16 protein-coding genes and 1 tRNA gene are annotated in these 16,301 nt (G+C 47.9%); all 17 read right to left on the reverse strand.

What is annotated here, in order from left to right:
• Positions 1-9 precede the first annotated feature (9 nt).
• The 17 genes from soxX to THAL_RS03935 all read right to left on the reverse strand — a co-directional run bounded on the left by soxX (position 10) and on the right by THAL_RS03935 (position 16,296).
• The gene (soxX, locus tag THAL_RS03850; RefSeq protein WP_012991803.1) at positions 10-657 is read right to left on the reverse strand and encodes a sulfur oxidation c-type cytochrome SoxX; all 648 of its coding nucleotides are present in this window, start codon (positions 655-657) and stop codon (positions 10-12) included.
• Between the two features lie 4 nt (positions 658-661).
• Entirely contained in the window at positions 662-1,474 is an 813-nt protein-coding gene (gene soxA, locus THAL_RS03855; RefSeq protein WP_012991804.1) for a sulfur oxidation c-type cytochrome SoxA, read from the reverse strand.
• 12 nt (positions 1,475-1,486) lie between these two features.
• Positions 1,487-1,813: a thiosulfate oxidation carrier complex protein SoxZ gene (gene soxZ / locus THAL_RS03860; protein ID WP_012991805.1), complete on the reverse strand. Its 327-nt coding sequence runs from the start codon at positions 1,811-1,813 to the stop codon at positions 1,487-1,489.
• A gap of 42 nt (positions 1,814-1,855) precedes the next feature.
• Positions 1,856-2,299, reverse strand: a complete 444-nt coding sequence (gene soxY / locus THAL_RS03865) for a thiosulfate oxidation carrier protein SoxY (RefSeq protein ID WP_012991806.1) — start codon at positions 2,297-2,299, stop codon at positions 1,856-1,858.
• 12 nt (positions 2,300-2,311) lie between these two features.
• The gene (locus tag THAL_RS03870; protein WP_012991807.1) at positions 2,312-2,731 is read right to left on the reverse strand and encodes a thioredoxin family protein; all 420 of its coding nucleotides are present in this window, start codon (positions 2,729-2,731) and stop codon (positions 2,312-2,314) included.
• A gap of 102 nt (positions 2,732-2,833) precedes the next feature.
• The gene (locus tag THAL_RS03875) at positions 2,834-4,213 is read right to left on the reverse strand and encodes an RNA-guided endonuclease InsQ/TnpB family protein (protein ID WP_012991808.1); all 1,380 of its coding nucleotides are present in this window, start codon (positions 4,211-4,213) and stop codon (positions 2,834-2,836) included.
• Positions 4,198-4,620 (reverse strand): IS200/IS605 family transposase, encoded by a 423-nt coding sequence (tnpA, locus tag THAL_RS03880; protein WP_012991809.1) that lies wholly within the window; start codon positions 4,618-4,620, stop codon positions 4,198-4,200. Before tnpA ends, THAL_RS03875 begins: the two co-directional genes overlap by 16 nt.
• A gap of 95 nt (positions 4,621-4,715) precedes the next feature.
• Positions 4,716-5,906 carry a cation:proton antiporter gene (locus tag THAL_RS03885; protein ID WP_012991810.1) on the reverse strand — a complete coding sequence of 397 codons (1,191 nt, stop codon included), beginning with the start codon at positions 5,904-5,906 and terminating at the stop codon, positions 4,716-4,718.
• Positions 5,903-6,349, reverse strand: coding sequence for a dUTP diphosphatase (gene dut / locus THAL_RS03890; protein ID WP_012991811.1), 447 nt, complete (start codon positions 6,347-6,349; stop codon positions 5,903-5,905). The genes THAL_RS03885 and dut overlap by 4 nt, the downstream gene beginning before the upstream one ends.
• A gap of 8 nt (positions 6,350-6,357) precedes the next feature.
• Positions 6,358-6,430, reverse strand: a tRNA-Thr gene (locus THAL_RS03895).
• Entirely contained in the window at positions 6,386-8,500 is a 2,115-nt protein-coding gene (locus THAL_RS08305) for a polyribonucleotide nucleotidyltransferase (protein WP_012991812.1), read from the reverse strand. The genes THAL_RS03895 and THAL_RS08305 overlap by 45 nt, the downstream gene beginning before the upstream one ends.
• The gene (gene rpsO, locus THAL_RS03910) at positions 8,497-8,772 is read right to left on the reverse strand and encodes a 30S ribosomal protein S15 (protein ID WP_012991813.1); all 276 of its coding nucleotides are present in this window, start codon (positions 8,770-8,772) and stop codon (positions 8,497-8,499) included. Before rpsO ends, THAL_RS08305 begins: the two co-directional genes overlap by 4 nt.
• 37 nt (positions 8,773-8,809) lie before the next feature.
• Positions 8,810-11,833: an efflux RND transporter permease subunit gene (locus THAL_RS03915; protein WP_012991814.1), complete on the reverse strand. Its 3,024-nt coding sequence runs from the start codon at positions 11,831-11,833 to the stop codon at positions 8,810-8,812.
• A complete protein-coding gene (locus THAL_RS03920) occupies positions 11,830-12,849 on the reverse strand; it encodes an efflux RND transporter periplasmic adaptor subunit (protein WP_012991815.1) in 1,020 nt (339 codons plus the stop codon). Before THAL_RS03920 ends, THAL_RS03915 begins: the two co-directional genes overlap by 4 nt.
• A 1-nt stretch (position 12,850) precedes the next feature.
• Positions 12,851-14,029, reverse strand: coding sequence for a TolC family protein (locus THAL_RS03925; RefSeq protein WP_012991816.1), 1,179 nt, complete (start codon positions 14,027-14,029; stop codon positions 12,851-12,853).
• 11 nt (positions 14,030-14,040) lie between these two features.
• Complete coding sequence (locus tag THAL_RS03930) at positions 14,041-14,433, reverse strand: acyl-CoA thioesterase (RefSeq protein WP_012991817.1); 393 nt, start codon at positions 14,431-14,433, stop codon at positions 14,041-14,043.
• A 15-nt stretch (positions 14,434-14,448) separates the two neighbouring features.
• Positions 14,449-16,296 (reverse strand): putative nucleotidyltransferase substrate binding domain-containing protein, encoded by a 1,848-nt coding sequence (locus THAL_RS03935; protein WP_148209094.1) that lies wholly within the window; start codon positions 16,294-16,296, stop codon positions 14,449-14,451.
• Positions 16,297-16,301 lie beyond the last annotated feature (5 nt).

Consider the following 16,301-nt stretch of genomic DNA (forward strand, 5'->3'; position numbering starts at 1 on the left):
TTAACCCCCTTACTTGTTGACGGGTGAATCAGGATGCAGAAGGAAGGTCACCACATTCATAACATCCTCAGGCGAAAGAACACCGTGGTATCCAAACCGTGGCATAGCAGAACAGGGGAAAACAGACCAAGAGTTGTAGACTATGTTGTAGACCGTCTTCTGCTTCTCTATAGTCTCAGGTGTGTTCATGTTCTCCTTTGTTATACCGTAACGTTTTCCGTAACCTGTCAGAGATGGGCCCATAGTGCCTCCAGGTTTTCCTTTCTCTATAAGATGACAAGCATAACAGTTGCCACCTTTGTCGGTAGGTTTGTCAGAAAAACCGTAAGTGGCGTACCTTCCTCCCCTTGGTGAATCCACTATCTTCTGACCCTCTTTCCAATCACCCCAGTATATTCCCCACTGAGGGTACTGGATAGCCTTGGCGTTAAGCTCCATGACCTTCTGTATCTCCTTCGCAGGCATCTTCTCCCTTGAAGGATAACGGGAGCATATCCTCTGGGATTCGTCCTGTTGAAGTTTCCATGCAAACTGGGGATTCTTGTCCAAGCCTTCCTTAAGGATCTTCATAGCCTCCTGTTCCAGTTTGTCAGTCTGTGCCTGCCCTAAGCCCATTCCCACCAAAAGAACCGTTAGGATAAAACCAGCCCTTTTCATGGTTTCACCTCCCTATTCCGGGTACCTTTATAGGTGTACCGTTGGCGCTACCGTAGAGGAATGTGGAGAGAGCCACCCCAAGGTCTGAGTGAGGCTCAAAGGTAGGCCACCTCATCTGTCTCATGCACTCAGCGTACCTGTAATGCATGGTCATAGGCTGGTACCATCTGACAAGGTATTTGGGAAATATGGAAACAGCCTTACCTACCTCTCCCCTGTCCATACTCCACAGGACGGTAGCCCTTATGGTGCTCACCTTAGTTCCCGCATGACAAGTAGCACAGTTAAAGTCCCAAGGTCCCACTCTGGCGTAAAAGATCCTCTTGCCTATTTCGTACATTCTTTTGACATGTGGATCCTTGAGGTTAACCTTTATGGGTTGTCCGTTGGAGGCCATGGATATGTACATGACTATGGCGTCGTATTCTCCCATACACTGGCTCTTACCCCAGCACTGCATGACGAACTTTTTAACCTCTTCTGGCTTCATGTTGGCGTACTTCTGAAGACACCAACCTATCCGTGTCTCTAGATCCATCACCTTTCCTGCGTCGGGAAAGTATCTGGGGAGCTGTGCCAAAGCACCCTCTATCTTGCCCGGTCCCAGACCAAAGTCACATTTGTCTAGATTGTACTTCTTGAAGGCTTCCTTTCCCATCTCCGCCCATATCTCTCCTGGATTTATACCTTCCGCCATCAGCTTGTTGAACTCCTGTACCTGCTTGATTTCCTCCTCTGGAGAAAGGTCCTGGCTCGATGCCATCATAGAACCTGCCAGCATAAGCCCCACCAACCCCGTCAGTACTTTACCCCTCATGTTTTTGCCTCCTCAGACCACCTTTATCTCGGCGGTCTTTTCCCACTTTCCTCCCATGTTGTCCTCATACACTACCTTTACCACACCTGACTCATCCACCCTAAGGCTGATACCAAAGTAGGGGTTTGCGGCCACACCTTGCGCCATGTTGACCACAGACACCTCTTTGTCGTTGTAGTAAAGTACCATTTTGGTGAGATAATGACCAGGTTCCTCCTTACCTGTTTGAGGATCCCTTCTGGGCACCGTCATAGGGTGAGTGATGACCATCTGTACCTTTACTGTTTCGCCTTTCTTGGCCTCTTTTGGCACACGCAGTATGGCAGTCCCTACACTCATGATAAAACCTCCTAAACGGGATTTATTGGTATGTTTATCCTGTCAACCGCAACCGCCTGCGGTCACCTTAACCTCTTTGGTGGCCATAACGTAAGAACCATCTGCCAGTTTAAAGATGGCTCTCACGTTGGATGTCTGTCCCATCTTTATCCTGGTGGAGAACCAGAACTTACCATTTTGAGGTGTCACCTTCACGTCCAGGATCCAAGGCAACGGATTGTTGTCCACAAATATCCAAAGATGCTGTATCTTGTCGGCAGGTATATCCGTTTCCACAGTGACCGGTACGTTGGCACCACTTTCTGCAATGGTAGGCACCGTGAGTTTTACATCACCACTTTCCTTTATGGTGGCCAGGTCCACACCCACCCTCTTTTTCACCTCTTCTTCTAGTTTGGAGGCCCCGAAACTGGGTTTCAGGGTGGGACCCACCAGCATACCTACCGTCAGGACCGCACCAAGTAGAAGGAACCTTCTCCTGTCCATGGCTTAAACCTCCTAACAGTTTTTTATGCGATAGGCTGTACATACCTTGTTGAAAAACCTGAGAAAATCCTCCTTGGGTCTGCTTCCGAAAAGCAGGTCCACTCTGGAGCCTTTCGAGGGATCATACACCACAAAGGTGGGTGTTCCAAACACACCAAGACGGTTGGCCCAGAACCTACCTTCCTCCGAATTTATGTCTAAGGAGACCACCACGAAGTTCTTCAGCTTTTTGGTGACTTCTTCGTCAGGTAACACAAAATCCTCTACCTGCCTGCAGTACACACAGTACTGGCTGTGAAAGTAAAAGACCACCAGCTTTCCTTGTTCCTTTGCCTGCCTCAAGCCTTCGTCTGCCTTACTAAACCACCACCGAGGGAACCCAACACCTGATATCAACAGTAGATAGATAACTAAGTGGACTATTTGTCTCATGCTGACTATAAATGATAATCCTTATCAACAAATGAAGGTATAAGACTTTTTTATAACGCTATAAGTTATTAAAGTTTTGCTATATTCGTGAACTACCCCACATCAAAGATGCGGAGCTTCGTGGTAGGTTTGAACGCTTAACGCGTTCCTTACCACCACGGGCGGGTTCACACCGCCCCTACTCCTGCCCATACCACAATACAGCGGTATAGCGGAGCTACTTCCCTTTAGCTTGTAAAATACCCTCAGCCTCACAGGTCTTCCCAAAGCGGTTTCAAGGTCAAACTTTCCGAGCTTCTTAAGATAGTTCCTCACAGCATTAACATCAGCATTCAAAAGTCCAAGAGAGGTTCTGAAAAGTCCTCTCTTTATCCTTCCTTCAGGGGTGTAGTTTTCTTTGCTAACTCCACAAAAGAGCGTGGAGTCCACCCCTGAAGTGTAGCTCTCATCTATGTAATCCACACTTATACCGTATTCCAGAGCTTTATACTCCAGATACTTTTTCACTTTACCGTGTGGAAGCAGGCTCCATATCTGGTCCGCCACCGAGTTCAGTTTGCTTTCTTTGTTCTTATTCTTCACCGCATCTCCTATGTAGATTTCTTTCACTCCGTGCTTGATTGCAAGCTCAAGTATCAGATTTGATACCGTATGAGCGTAGTATCTTAAAAGCCTCTTTATCTTCACCCAGAGCTTGCTTATCCTCTCTTCCACCCTGTGGTAGGGAAGTCCCTTGTTCTTGAGATTGTCTTTTAAGCTCTGAAGCTTTGCTATCTTCTTTAAATACTTCCTGAGCAGGCTCTTCAGTCCTTTTCCGTCTATTATGTAAGGAGTCTTTATCCCTTCTATTGCTATCACCATGAAGTTTCCTGAGTTTGGGTCTATTACCATTACCTTGTTTCCTGAATACTCCCTGTTTTCTATTTTATGCTCGTAGATTATGTGAAGCTCATATCCAGTCCCTTTCGGAACAATCTGAATATTCTTCACGAGCTCCTCTCTCAGTTCAAGCCCTGTTTCTATCCAGAGGTATTTGACGTGTATGTTGTGCTTTTCTCTGAGCCACCTTCTTAGCTCCTTAGAGAGACTCAGCCTCACTTTAGTGCCTATCACCTTAAAGCCTGTCCTGTCGTAAGTTAAGGTTCTGTGGGGTTTTCTCTTGGGCCTGAATTTGGGAGTTTTTATCTTTTTTCCTTTGAACTTCTGAGGGTTTTTGAGGAACTCAAACCAGTTTTTGTAGGCTCTTACAAGCTCATCTAAGACTATCTGGGCCGTTCTTGACTGGAGGGCTTTGAGGTGGATTGAGGAGTTTAGCTTGCTGTAGAGGTCAAACATATTAACCTTGGCGAGTTTGTTTTTTAGAAAGTAGAGAGCCTGGTTGTAGAGCTTGCCCGAGTGGTAGGTAAGATACCCGAGGACAATCCTGTACTCTTCGGGAAGGTCGTTTAAGGATATGGTGATACATCTTAGAGATTTTGACATTCTTCAATATACCTCCTGATAGTTTCCGCTGAAACCTGTCCGACGGTGCCTACATAGTAGGAAGGTGCCCAGAGATGGTTTTTCCAGTACTCTTTACGTAGCTGTGGGAATCTCTGAAAGAGCTTCTTAGCGGAAACTCCCTTGAAAATTTTAGCTATGTTGGATGGACTGTATTTAGGGGGAGCTGAAACAAAAAGGTGTATATGGTCAGGCATTATCTCCATGGCTAAAATCTCAAAGCGGTATTCCTGAGCTATCCCCTTAAAAAGGTTTTCTAAGAACTCCTTGATTTCTCCTCTCAGGATTTCTTTTCTGTATTTAGGTATCCAAACGAAGTGGTAGGCTATCTGATATTTTGCGTGTGGTGTTGACTTTACTTTAACCAACTTTTCGCTTTCCGCAACCATTTAATATTAATTATATGGTCAACCATATGCAAGTGTCAAGACCAAGAACTGCCTTTGGCATGCTGGCTGTATCCCCGCATCATAGATACGGGGTTTTAGCCCGCAAGTTTTTCTATATATCTTAATGCTAAAGGAGAGATAAGGGTTGTCAGCGCCACCACAAAAACGATGACAGCGTACATAAGATCGTCGTAGATACCTCCCCTTCTTCCTAGTTCTGCAAAGATAAGACCCACCTCTCCTCTTGGAAGCATGGCCAAACCTATGAGAAATCTCTCCCTCATATTCCTTCCAGATAAGGCACCAGCCACCAGTTTACTCACGAGAGCCACCACCGCGATGGGAACAGCATACTTCCAAAACTGGCCAGATAGTATATCTACAGCCTTCAGATTCAGCTCTAATCCCACGTAGACAAAGAAGATGGGAGAGAAAACCCACACAAGGGGAATTATGGACTCTTCTATCTTATGGGCCATCTTCTCGTCCGTTCTTAGGAAGGTGGCAAAGGGTAGAAAGAAACGCCTGGAGAGGGCAAGGCCTGCTGTGAAGGAACCCAGTATCTCAGGAGACCCTACCCTGTGGGCCAGATAAGCCAGTAAGAAAACTAAGGAAAGTATAGCAGGTGGTACAAAATCCATGGTTCTGAGGAGTCTGGACAAGACCCTTATGAAAAAGGCCATAAACTGTGCCGCCAAGGGCGACAGAACAAAGAAGGTGGCTATGTAAAGGATCATGAGAAGTAAAGTGTTGGTCTGCAAAGATCCGCTCCGTGACAGTTCATACAACCCTGCTAAAAGAATGACTCCCATAATGTCATCCAAAACGGCAGCTCCCAGCACTATCTGAGCGAAGCGCTCTTTCATCATACCCAGATCCTGGAGGGCTCTCACGGTAATGCCTATGCTGGTGGCTGCAAGAGTTCCTCCCAGAAAGAGAGACTGTAAGTGACTCATGTCAAGTAGATGGTATCCTACCCAATACCCCAGCAGTAGAGGTGTGAAGGCTCCCAAGGAAGCCACCAGAAGGGCATGAAAACCCACCTTCCTAAGCTGGTGGATGTCAGCTTCAAGACCCACCTGAAAAAGAAGGAGAATTATTCCCAGCTCGGCCAGTACTCTGATAAGATCGTGAGGCTGAACTAATCCCAAAACACTCTGTCCAAGAAGCACACCCACCAGTATCTCTCCCAGTACGGAGGGTAGACCGAACCGTGCCAACACATCACCCATCAGCCTTGCTAAGAACAGTATTAGGGCAAGGTCCAACAGAAGATGATGCATCATACCTTTCCTCCCGTAGATCCAAAACCTTCTTCACCTCGTTCTGAGGGAGAGAGGTTTTCTGTGGGCTCCCACTCTATCTTCACCACTTTACAGAAACAAAGCTGAGCTATTCTCTCCCCTCTCTGGAGGAGAAAGGGCTCCTCTCCCAGATTTATGAGGATCACCTTTATCTCTCCTCTGTAATCGCTGTCTATTGTACCGGGTGCGTTGAGAACAGTGATGCCGTACTTTAAGGCAAGACCGCTTCTTGGACGTACCTGGGCCTCTAACCCTTCAGGTAGCTCTATAGCTATCCCGGTGGGTACAAGTACTCGCTTTAATGGTTCTATCACCAAGCTCCCTTCTACAGCAGCCAAGAGATCCATACAGGAGGATCCTGGAGTTGCGTAGAAGGGAAGAGGAAGGTCCTCTGCGTGAGGTAGCTTCTTTACCTTTACCTTCATCCTCAGAAAGCCGGCGGTGGGACTTGAACCCACGACCTAGGCATTACGAGTGCCTCGCTCTGCCTGCTGAGCTACGCCGGCTCCCTCTATACCTACGTTAGTTAATTTAGGTCTTCCTAAATCGTCCAGTTCGTACACCTTTACCTTCACCTTATCTCCCACGCTGTAAGCTTTGCGAACATCCTTCACGAAACCCTCCATATCCTTCACGTGCATAAGACCCACTTTCCCTGGCAGTATTTCCACAAACACTCCGTAAGGTTCCACTCTCGTTACCTTACCTTCGTACACTTTACCCACCTCCACTTCTGCCACCAAGTTTTGTATCGCTTCTTTAACCTGCTGGAGGGCCTCCCTGTTGGTGCTGGTGAGGGAAACCCTACCACCCTCGTGCACCCACACCGACACCCCCAGTCTGTCCCTCCAGTCCCTCACGTTCCTACCACCTGGTCCTATAACCACCAGAGCTTTATCTTCAGGTATGGTTATTATTTCGATCACAGGTGCGTAAGGAGACACCTGAGGCCTGGGCTCGGGGATAGCTTCGTACATCTTCTGTAGTATGTACAGCCTCCCTTCCTTGGCCTGCTGAAGAGCCTCCCTCATTATCTCCTTCTTAAGACCCTTCACCTTTATGTCCATCTGTACGCTGGTTATACCATCCTTGGTACCAGCCACCTTAAAGTCCATATCCCCCAGTTGGTCCTCATCACCCAGTATATCGGAGAGGATAACGTACCTGTCACCTTCCATGATAAGTCCCATAGCTATACCTGCGGCATGCTTTTTCATGGGAACACCTGCATCAAAGAGGGCTAAGGAAGCGGCGCACACGGTGGCCATGGAAGTGGAACCGTTGGATTCCAGTATATTGGATACTACCCTGATGATGTAGGGAAACTCTTCTTCCGGAGGTATGAGGGGTTCCAGAGCCCTCTCTGCCAAAGCACCGTGTCCTATCTCTCTCCTGCGAGGTGGACCCCACGACCTTGCCTCTCCCGTGGAGAAGGGAGGGAAGTTGTAGTGAAGCATGAACCTCTTGAAGACCTCTCCTTCGTATATGCTCTCCACCATCTGGGCCTCTTCCGGTGCTCCCAGTGTCACTGTAGCAAAAGCCTGAGTTTGTCCTCTCGTAAATATGGCGCTGCCATGAGGCCTTTCGAAGGGATGCAGTTCTATGGTGATGGGTCTTATGTCTTTGGGACCTCTTCCGTCTATCCTCCTCCCTTCCTCCAGTACCATCTTCCTCATAAGCTTGCTGATCAGCTTTTTGTACTGATAGGATACCCTAAACTTTAGTTCCTCAGGTATCTGGTATGTTTGTAGAAACTCCTCCAGTACCTTACTTTGAAAGCTTTTCCTTTCCCTCTTGTCCTGTATTTGGAAAGACTCCTTTATTCTGGGGCTGCAAAACTCCACCAGCTGGTTCTGGATCTCCTCGGGAAGGTCAAGACCCTGGAAAGATGCCTTAGGTTGTCCTATCTTGTCTCTGAGCTCTTCTTGTGCACGCAGAAGATCCTGTATAACTTCCAAACCGAAGTACAGGGCTTCCGTTAAAACCTCTTCGTCCACCTCTTTGGCTCCACCCTCCACCATCACAATGGCATCCTTAGATCCGGCCATCACTATCTCCAGATCGGCCTTCTGTCTCTCCTCATAGGTAGGATTTGCCACCAGTCTACCTTCCACACGGCATATCCTCACGCCCGCTATAGGTCCCTCAAAAGGTATACGTGATATATGGAGAGCGGCAGAAGCACCTGTTATGGCCAGTACATCTGGATCGTACTTATCATCTGCCGACAAGGTAAGAGCTGTGACCACCACATCGTGAGAGAAACCTTCGGGAAACAGGGGTCTTATAGGCCTGTCTATAACCCTTGATACCAGTATCTCCCTGTCGGTGGGTTTTCCTTCCCTCTTTATAAAACCTCCCGGAATCTTACCCCAAGCGGAGGACTGTTCTCTGTAATCCACCGTGAGGGGTACAAAATCTACGTTAGTCTGAGGCTCCTCCGACATAACGGCGGTGACCAGAACCGCCGTGTCACCCTGCCTTACCACAACGGCACCGTCTGCCTGTTTAGCATAGTGACCTGTCTCTATAATGATGGGATCTGAATCTCCTACTTTGGCCTCTACCCTTATCATCCTTTCACCTTGAGACCCAGTTTGTTGACCACCTGTAGGTATCTCTGATAATCTTTCTCCTTCAGGTACTCCAGTAACTTTCTCCTGGCGTGAATCATAGCTATGAGCCCTCTACGAGAGTGAAGATCCTTCCTATGTTTCTTAAGATGCTCCGTAAGGCGATTTATCCTCTCGGTAAGGAGCGCTATCTGTACCTCAGAGGAGCCTGTGTCCTGCTGATGTCTGGCAAACTCTTTAATAATCCTCTCTTTGACTTCCTTAGGAAGTGCCATCACAAAACCTCCTACCACCTGTCATCTATCTAAGAAATTATACACGAGTTTTGGGAGCGAAGTAACTGAGGACCGAAGGGAGAACTAGCAGAGTGAGGGAAGTGGAGGTGAATATACCTCCCAGCACAACCACGGCGAGGGGTTTTTGAACCTCGGACCCTACATCAGTACTCAGAAGCATAGGCACAAGACCTAAGGAGGCAGCGGTGGCTGTTATCAGGATAGGTCTGAGTCGGAGACGGCACGCCCTTCTTATGGCCTCCTCAAGAGATAGTTTTTCCTCTTCCAGTAGGTTTTTCACATAAGAGACCAGTACCACACCGTTGAGGGTGGCTATACCGAACACCGCTATGAATCCTATCGCGGCAGGCACTGACAGGTTAAAACCTGACAGATAAAGAGCCACCACACCACCTATAGTGGCGAAGGGTACGTTCAACATCACTATGAGGGAGTATCTCACAGAACCAAAGTTAAGATACAGCAGAATGAATATAAGGGCTATGGCAAGAGGTACCGCTACAGATAGCTTTTTCATAGCCCTCTGCTGGTTCTCCCATTGCCCCGCAAAGACTATCCTGTAACCTTCGGGTAGTTTCACTTCTTTCTGTATCCTTGCCTGGAGTTCTTGGACAAAGCTCCCCAAATCTCTTCCTTTTACGTCAGACAGCACGAGAGCATAGCGCATTCCGTTCTCTCTTCTTATCTTCAGGAAACCTTCTGTGACTGTTATGTTGGCTATGTCCTTAAGAAGGAGTGTGGTACCATCCTTCAGAAATATCGGAAGGTTCTGTATGGTGGTAACATCCTTAGGTTCCACAGTAAGTACTATGGGGAAGAGAAGGGTGTCTTTCTGAACATAACCTATATACTGTCCTCCCAGTACATGGGCTACAATCTTCATAATGTCTGCTGTGGTTATATCGTACCTTTGGAGCACGTCCCAACGGGGTTCTATCCTCATCTGAAGTTTTCCGGCCTGTGCCTCCGTTTCTGCATCCACGGCGCCCGGTGTACTCTCCACTATCTTCTGAATCTGACCCGCCAGCTGGTTTATCTTCCAAAGGTCATCTCCGAAAACCTTTATAGCTACAGGTGCCTTAACACCCGACAGAAGTTCGTCTATCCTCATCTGTATAGGTTGGGTGTAGCTGAACTCCACACCCGGTATTTTTTTCAATTCCTCACGTAGTTTTTCTTCCACCCGTGCTCTTGCCTTTGTATCCTTCAGTATTATGAAGGTCTCCATGTAACTTACGTCCTCTGGATCTCCCACATCTGCTCTCCCTATGTTGGAATAGGCTCTCTCTACCTCCGGAAGCTTTAGGGCTGTTGTTTCCACCAAACTGGCCACTCTTTTGGCCTCTTGTAGCGATACGTTAGGATTTAAAAAGCTCTTTACTAAGAGGGCACCTTCCTCTAAGGGTGGTGCGAACTCCCTGCCTATGCGTGCTTGCAGAAGTAAGGCCATCACAAAAGCTATACCGGCTGCAGCTATCACCAGCTTTCTGTGTTGCATTGCTTTTTCAAAGAGTTTCATGTAGATGATTTCCGCCCTATCTAGAACTGGGGAGTGTTCTCTTCCGGGTTTTAAAAAGTAGAAGGAGAGGACAGGCATAAACACAAAAGCAACCACAAGGGAAGAAATGAGGGCAAAGATGACGGAAAGAGCCAGAGGCTTGTAATACTTACCTTCCACCGATTCAAAAGTGAATATAGGTAAGAACACCACCGCTATGGTAAGGATGGCAAAGAAAACAGGCCTGAACATCTCCTGAGAGGCTACAAGGACTGTGGTGAAAATATTTTTTCTGCTCCCTTTTTCCGAAAGGTGCCGGTATATGTTCTCCACCACCACCACGCTAGCGTCAGCAAACAGACCCAAGCCTATGGCCAGGCCTCCTAAGGTCATAAGGTTTGCCGTCACACCGGTAAAGTACATGACGGTAAGGGCATAAAGGAGGGTCAGAGGAATGGATAAGGACACTAAAAGGGCTGTGCGTGGGTTCCACATGTAGATAGTTATGGCTAAGGCCACTAGTATAACACCCTCTACGAGAGCTTTGACAATCATCTTGATGGCTTTCTCTATAAGGTAGCCCTGTTGGTAAAGGACCTCCAGTTTGACGCCTTCTGGTAAAACACTTTGAGCTTGTTTTACCGCCTTTTCTAACTCCGTCAGTAGTTTTACCGTGTTGGTATGTACCCTCTTGAGGACTATGTTACCTTGTACCTCTTCCCCGTTGAGGGTAAAGGCACCCCTCCTGTTGGGTACTTCTCCCTCCTCCACCAGAGCTATATCTCCCAGGGTTACGAAAGATCCATCCTTTTTGTATATAGGCACCTTCCTTATCTCCTCTACGCTTTTGAGACGGCCAAGACCTCTGACCACCAGATCACCCTGTGGAGTAACGAGAAAACCACCACCCGCCACCTGATTGTACTCCTCCAAGGATCTGATAACATCCGTTATGTCTACCTGAAAGAGGGTCATGCGTTCCGGTAAAAGTTTTACCAGGTAGGCTTTCTCCGGACCCCACTGGGAGATCTCCTCCACACCGGGAACCGACATGATGATGGGTCTTACCCTGTACTCTTGAAGAAGGCGTAGATCTTCCAGAGAGTGGTTCCCTTCCGTGTCTACAAGAGCGTAGAACATAACGTTACCAAGTCCGGAAGTGTTTGGTCCCATGCGGGGGGTAAGACCGGGAGGTATCTGGGACTGTATAACGGGTATCCTCTGGGCAACTAAATTTCTTGCCAGCTGTATATCTGTTCCTTCCTTAAAGTACACGGTAACGTAGGACAACCCTGGCAGTGTCACAGACCTTACCAACTCTGCGTTTTTTAAACCCATGAGGTTTGTTTCCACCACTCTCGTCACCAGTACCTCTGTTTCCTCTGCCGACATGCCAGGTGTTTCTGTGTAGACGGTCACCTGCACGGGAGTAGGATCGGGGAAGGCCTCTATGGGAATTCTCAGGATACTGTATACTGCCACACCTACACTTACGAAGAGAGCGATGATCACCAATAGTCTGTACTCAAGGATCTTCCTCATTGTTCTGCCCTCGTCTTGAGGAATATCACACCACTTACCGCCACTTGCATACCTTCCCTTAGACCCTCTACGAGAACCTTGTCTTTACTTTCCATAATCTTCTTTACCGGATACACTTCAAACCCTTTGGAAGTTTTCACAAAAACCACGTCCATCTTGTTTACCTTTTGAACAGCGCTGGCAGGCAACCAAACCCCCTTAACTTTACCCATCAACAGGCCACCTTCTGTCATGATACCAGGCCTGAGGAGGCCTTCTCTGTTGTCAAGAAGAAGTCTCACCGGCACCGTCTTAGTGTTGGTATCCACAACACGGGAAACATAGTCCACCGTTCCCCATATCTTCTTACCACTCCACAGCAGGAAGCCTTTCTGCCCCACCTTTACCTTGTCCACTTGGTAAGGAGGGAGGTAAAGATAGGCCCACAGCTTCTCCTGGGACTGGATACGGAACATCTCAGACTGCACCCCCGTATAGGAGCCCAACACCACTCCTTGATGCACCACTACGCCGCTTATAGGTGCTCTCACCACAAGCATGTCGTTGGACACCTCTCCCATAGATGCCAACGCTCTCTGCAGAGCTTTTACCTCACCTAAGGCCCTTTCGTACTCCACCTTTGCGGCAAAGTACCTGGCATAAGGAATGACTTCCTCTCTGTACAACATCTCCTCCCTCTTGAGGGTGTCCTGTGCTGTGCGCAGGCGCACTTGAGCCATCCTCAGCTGAGCCAAGAGGTCTGCCACACGCTGGGAGTATATGTAGGCAAGCACCTGTCCCTTTTTGACTTTGTCACCTTCCTTCACCAGCAGCTTTCTAACCACTCCTTCCGCAGGAGAGAAAACCTGTGCCACTGTAGGAGTGTATTCCGACACACGAGCCGGTGCGTTTATATACACGTCCTCCTCTGTTATCTTCACCACCTGGGTTGTTATACCCAACTGTTTCTCTACGGAAGGGTCTACCTTTATCACCTGCGCCAAGACTATCACAGGTAGCAGCAACAACCAAAACATTTCACATTCCTCCTATAGATGTTATCTTGGCCACTTCTCTATGAAGAGCAAGGAAAAGATCCAGTCTCTGCTTTTTTGTCTGGAGATATCTTCTTTTGGCGTCCGATAGTTCCAGAAGGGTTATCACCTTGAGACGGTAACTTTTGAGGGCCAGGGCTAACTCCTCCTCAGCTACAGGTAGGTCTTTCTTCTCTATGTTGTCTATCTGTTTCAGATAGCTTTCGTAGAGGATACGAGATGCGTTGTACTCCTGTTCTATTCTCCGTAATATCAGCTCTTTCTCTCTTCGGAGGGCTTCTTCTCTCGCTTGTAGCTGCAGAAGTTCACCTTCACGTCTGTAGAAAACGGGTAGTGGGGAAGACACACCTACCCTGTAACCGTAGGTGGTGTCACCCACCTTCTCTCCCACCACCTCTAAGCTCCATATAGGCTTTGCTAGTCTCATCTCTAGATTCCTCTGAGCCTTCACAGCTTCCAGTAAGGCGTCGTACTCTGCAACTACCGGCACACGGTTGATGTCCAGGGAAGGGAAACGGGCGGTTTGGAAAAGATCTCCCTCCACATCCTTTACCTCTACACCCACATAGTGGGAAAGAATCTGTAGAGAAGAGAGGTACTCGGAGCGTGCCATCTGGAGTTCTCTCTGTGACTGGAGAAGTTCTCTCTCTGCCCTAAAAAATTCCAGTTTAGTAGTCTCACCAAGCTCATACAGTCTCTTTACAAAGTTGTATATATCTTGAGAGATCTTAAGGGATTCTTCTGCCAGTTTTACCATCTCCTTTCGGTAGAGAGCTTCGTAAAAGAGGGCCATCACCTCACCGGTAAGTCTGTTTCTCTCCGCCTGAAGCCTGTAATCAAGGGCTACGTTCTGGTACTGGGCCACCTTCCGGAAGTAATCCCTCAGATCTAGCGCTAAAGGTTGACTGTAACTGAAACTGTACACGGGAGCTTTGCTAAATCTTTCTTTGGAACTACCAAAATTTCCCAACAGGATCCCTACGCTGGGGTTCAGGAAAGATCTGTATAACTCACTTCTTCCTCTTATAGCTATCCTTTCCGCTTCCAAAGCTCTTATGGAAGGATAGTTATCCAGGGTCATCTTTATGGCGGTGGAAAGGTCTATAGCATAAGCTTGCAAGGCCAGAAAGAAGCCCAGAAAGATGGGTAAAAGCCTCTTCATGAGAATAATTATTATATGCCAATCTTCTTAAGAAGTTCCTTTAGCTGGGGTGGAAGGGACGAGAGTTTACCGTTTCGTACTATCGCGTGCCTGGTTCTTCCTTCGGCTCTAAGATCGTCCTCCACGTAAAGGGTGTAGTGGAAGGAGAAGAAGTACCTGTCCAGCTGAACCAGTTGGGTGTGTATCTGGACCTCTTCGTCATAGAGAAGGGGTCTACGAAAGGAACAGTAGGCTTCCAGAAGGACCACCTCATATCCTAGGTCCCTCAGCTGGGAGTAGGGTAGACCCATTTTTCGGAGAAACTCTCCCCTTGCCTCCTCAAAGTACCTGAAGTAGTTGGAGTGATGCACCACCCCCTGAGCGTCTGTCTCGTAAAACTGAACTCTACGCCTGTAGACAAACATTCCTCTAAGTAAAGTTTAAGGGAATCTGCCCTCTAGGATCTCTTGAAACTTCTCCACTATCCTGAAGGCGTCCTTGAGATGGTTTCTCTCCCATTTACTGAGGGAAGAGGGGTTTATGTAGTTGTCGGCTCTCTTTCCTTCCCTCAGCTTCAGTGCCTGAGATCTGAGGCGGAGGCTGTTCATAAAACGGTAGGCCTCCAGTAGATCTGTGGCCAACTCCCTACTGAGGGCTCCCCTATCTTCCAGTTGTCTGATTCTACTGTAGGTGTTCTGTTCTCTCACATCGTGGAGAAGGCTGAGCACTCTCACCCCCTGCACCACAGGAAATATGCCACCCTTCTTTATATCTAGCTCTCCTCTGTGTTCTCCGGTACTCTCCACCACCAGGTTCTTGAAAAAAGTGATGGGCGGTTTGAATCTTAGGCTCTCCTGTGCCATGGATCGTAGAAGGGGATAGTTGTCCTTAGCCACACGAAAGATAAGATCTCTCAAAGATGCGGTAAGTTCGGCATCTCCCATCACGTGTCTCATGTCCAAGAGAACGGAGAACCTTAACGCATTCTGAGGTTCCGGTCTGCTGGCCATCTGTCTTATTCTTTTTTCCCACTCTTGATAAGATCCTCTCCAGTCTGGGTGTGAGATCATAACATCTCCCTGACAGGGAGGAAAACCCACCTTTATGAGAGTCTTTATGTACTCTTCCCCCAACAGAGCGTAGTATTGGGAAATATCTGTGTGAAGTACCGCTTCAACCCTGTAAAGGAGAGCGTTATCTTGGTCTGTCTTTAGGGTCTGCTCTTGTCTTCCCTCACTTCCTAAGACCACTAAAGAGAAGGCAGAGGGTGGTTCTTCACCTATTCTCCTAAGTGTTAGGAGAAAGCTCCTTCTCATTATCCTGTCGTTGAGTTGAGATATGTATAGGCCCACCTTCTCTGGATCCACACCTTCTGTGGCCATGTTTATCACCCTTTCGGTGATCCTGAGGAATATAAAGTGAAGTTCCTCTGGACTCTCTGCCCTCTCTATTTCTTTGAAGACGAGGGGAGAGTTCTCCACCTGATGGTAGAGGATATCCCTCTCTTCTATCACTCCTGTAGGTATACCTTCTTTAAAAACCACCAACTTGCTAAGTCCGTGCTTTGTCATGACGGTGAGAGCTTCCAAGAGAGGGGTGTCTTCTTCTACACCTATGATAGGAACAGTGGCTAATTTTTCTACAGGTGTGCGGATGTCGGTTTCTTCCTCCACCGCTTTCATAACATCTCTCTCCGTGAGGATACCCCACTCATCCTGTATCTTTGTAAGAGCACATCTTTGGCCTGAGAGTAGCATCTCTCTCACTGCTTCCTTCAGGGATGTGTTGGGCTCCAGTATGGGAACGGGTCGGATTCCTAAATCTTTTACCTTTACTTCCAAGAGTTTGTCCCAACTACTCTCTTGCCTGTATTTTGTATCAAACCTCTTGAGTATCTTTCGGGTAAAGTAGCTGTCCCACTGAGGGTAAGTGTGTCTCAGTTGGTGGAAGATCCTATCGGGTAGGAGAAAGAGGAGGGCGTCTTCGTAGGCTCTGGCGGTGAAGGAGGGCCTGTCTCCCGTCATGAGGGATATAAAGCCAAAACAATCTCCTTCATGGAGAAAGTCTATGAGTTTTTCTCCTTCTGTAAGTATCACGGTTCCTTTTCTCACTATGTGAAGGTGGGTGAGGGGTCCGGAGCCAGGTCCAAATATGATCTCTCCTTCAGGATAAAAGCGCACAAGGAGGTGGTGTACGATTCTCTTTATCTCCTGAGGAGGTAGTAACTGAAAGGGTTCGTGTTCTTTCAGAAATCTTTCAGCGTCCAACATCTTAAAGAGGCGGGGCAAAGCCC

It is taken from the genome of Thermocrinis albus DSM 14484 (genome assembly GCF_000025605.1).
Lineage (GTDB): Bacteria > Aquificota > Aquificia > Aquificales > Aquificaceae > Thermocrinis > Thermocrinis albus.

Coding starts and splice junctions, on each gene's coding strand:
- tnpA (WP_012991809.1), bottom strand. CDS start 4,620: ATGGTTGCGGAAAGCGAAAAGTTGGTTAAAGTAAAGTCAACACCACAC.
- THAL_RS03925 (WP_012991816.1), bottom strand. CDS start 14,029: ATGAAGAGGCTTTTACCCATCTTTCTGGGCTTCTTTCTGGCCTTGCAA.
- THAL_RS08305 (WP_012991812.1), bottom strand. CDS start 8,500: ATGATAAGGGTAGAGGCCAAAGTAGGAGATTCAGATCCCATCATTATA.
- THAL_RS03875 (WP_012991808.1), bottom strand. CDS start 4,213: ATGTCAAAATCTCTAAGATGTATCACCATATCCTTAAACGACCTTCCC.
- THAL_RS03915 (WP_012991814.1), bottom strand. CDS start 11,833: ATGAGGAAGATCCTTGAGTACAGACTATTGGTGATCATCGCTCTCTTC.
- rpsO (WP_012991813.1), bottom strand. CDS start 8,772: ATGGCACTTCCTAAGGAAGTCAAAGAGAGGATTATTAAAGAGTTTGCC.
- dut (WP_012991811.1), bottom strand. CDS start 6,349: ATGAAGGTAAAGGTAAAGAAGCTACCTCACGCAGAGGACCTTCCTCTT.
- soxZ (WP_012991805.1), bottom strand. CDS start 1,813: ATGAGTGTAGGGACTGCCATACTGCGTGTGCCAAAAGAGGCCAAGAAA.
- soxX (WP_012991803.1), bottom strand. CDS start 657: ATGAAAAGGGCTGGTTTTATCCTAACGGTTCTTTTGGTGGGAATGGGC.
- THAL_RS03920 (WP_012991815.1), bottom strand. CDS start 12,849: ATGTTTTGGTTGTTGCTGCTACCTGTGATAGTCTTGGCGCAGGTGATA.
- THAL_RS03930 (WP_012991817.1), bottom strand. CDS start 14,433: ATGTTTGTCTACAGGCGTAGAGTTCAGTTTTACGAGACAGACGCTCAG.
- THAL_RS03885 (WP_012991810.1), bottom strand. CDS start 5,906: ATGATGCATCATCTTCTGTTGGACCTTGCCCTAATACTGTTCTTAGCA.
- THAL_RS03870 (WP_012991807.1), bottom strand. CDS start 2,731: ATGAGACAAATAGTCCACTTAGTTATCTATCTACTGTTGATATCAGGT.
- soxY (WP_012991806.1), bottom strand. CDS start 2,299: ATGGACAGGAGAAGGTTCCTTCTACTTGGTGCGGTCCTGACGGTAGGT.
- soxA (WP_012991804.1), bottom strand. CDS start 1,474: ATGAGGGGTAAAGTACTGACGGGGTTGGTGGGGCTTATGCTGGCAGGT.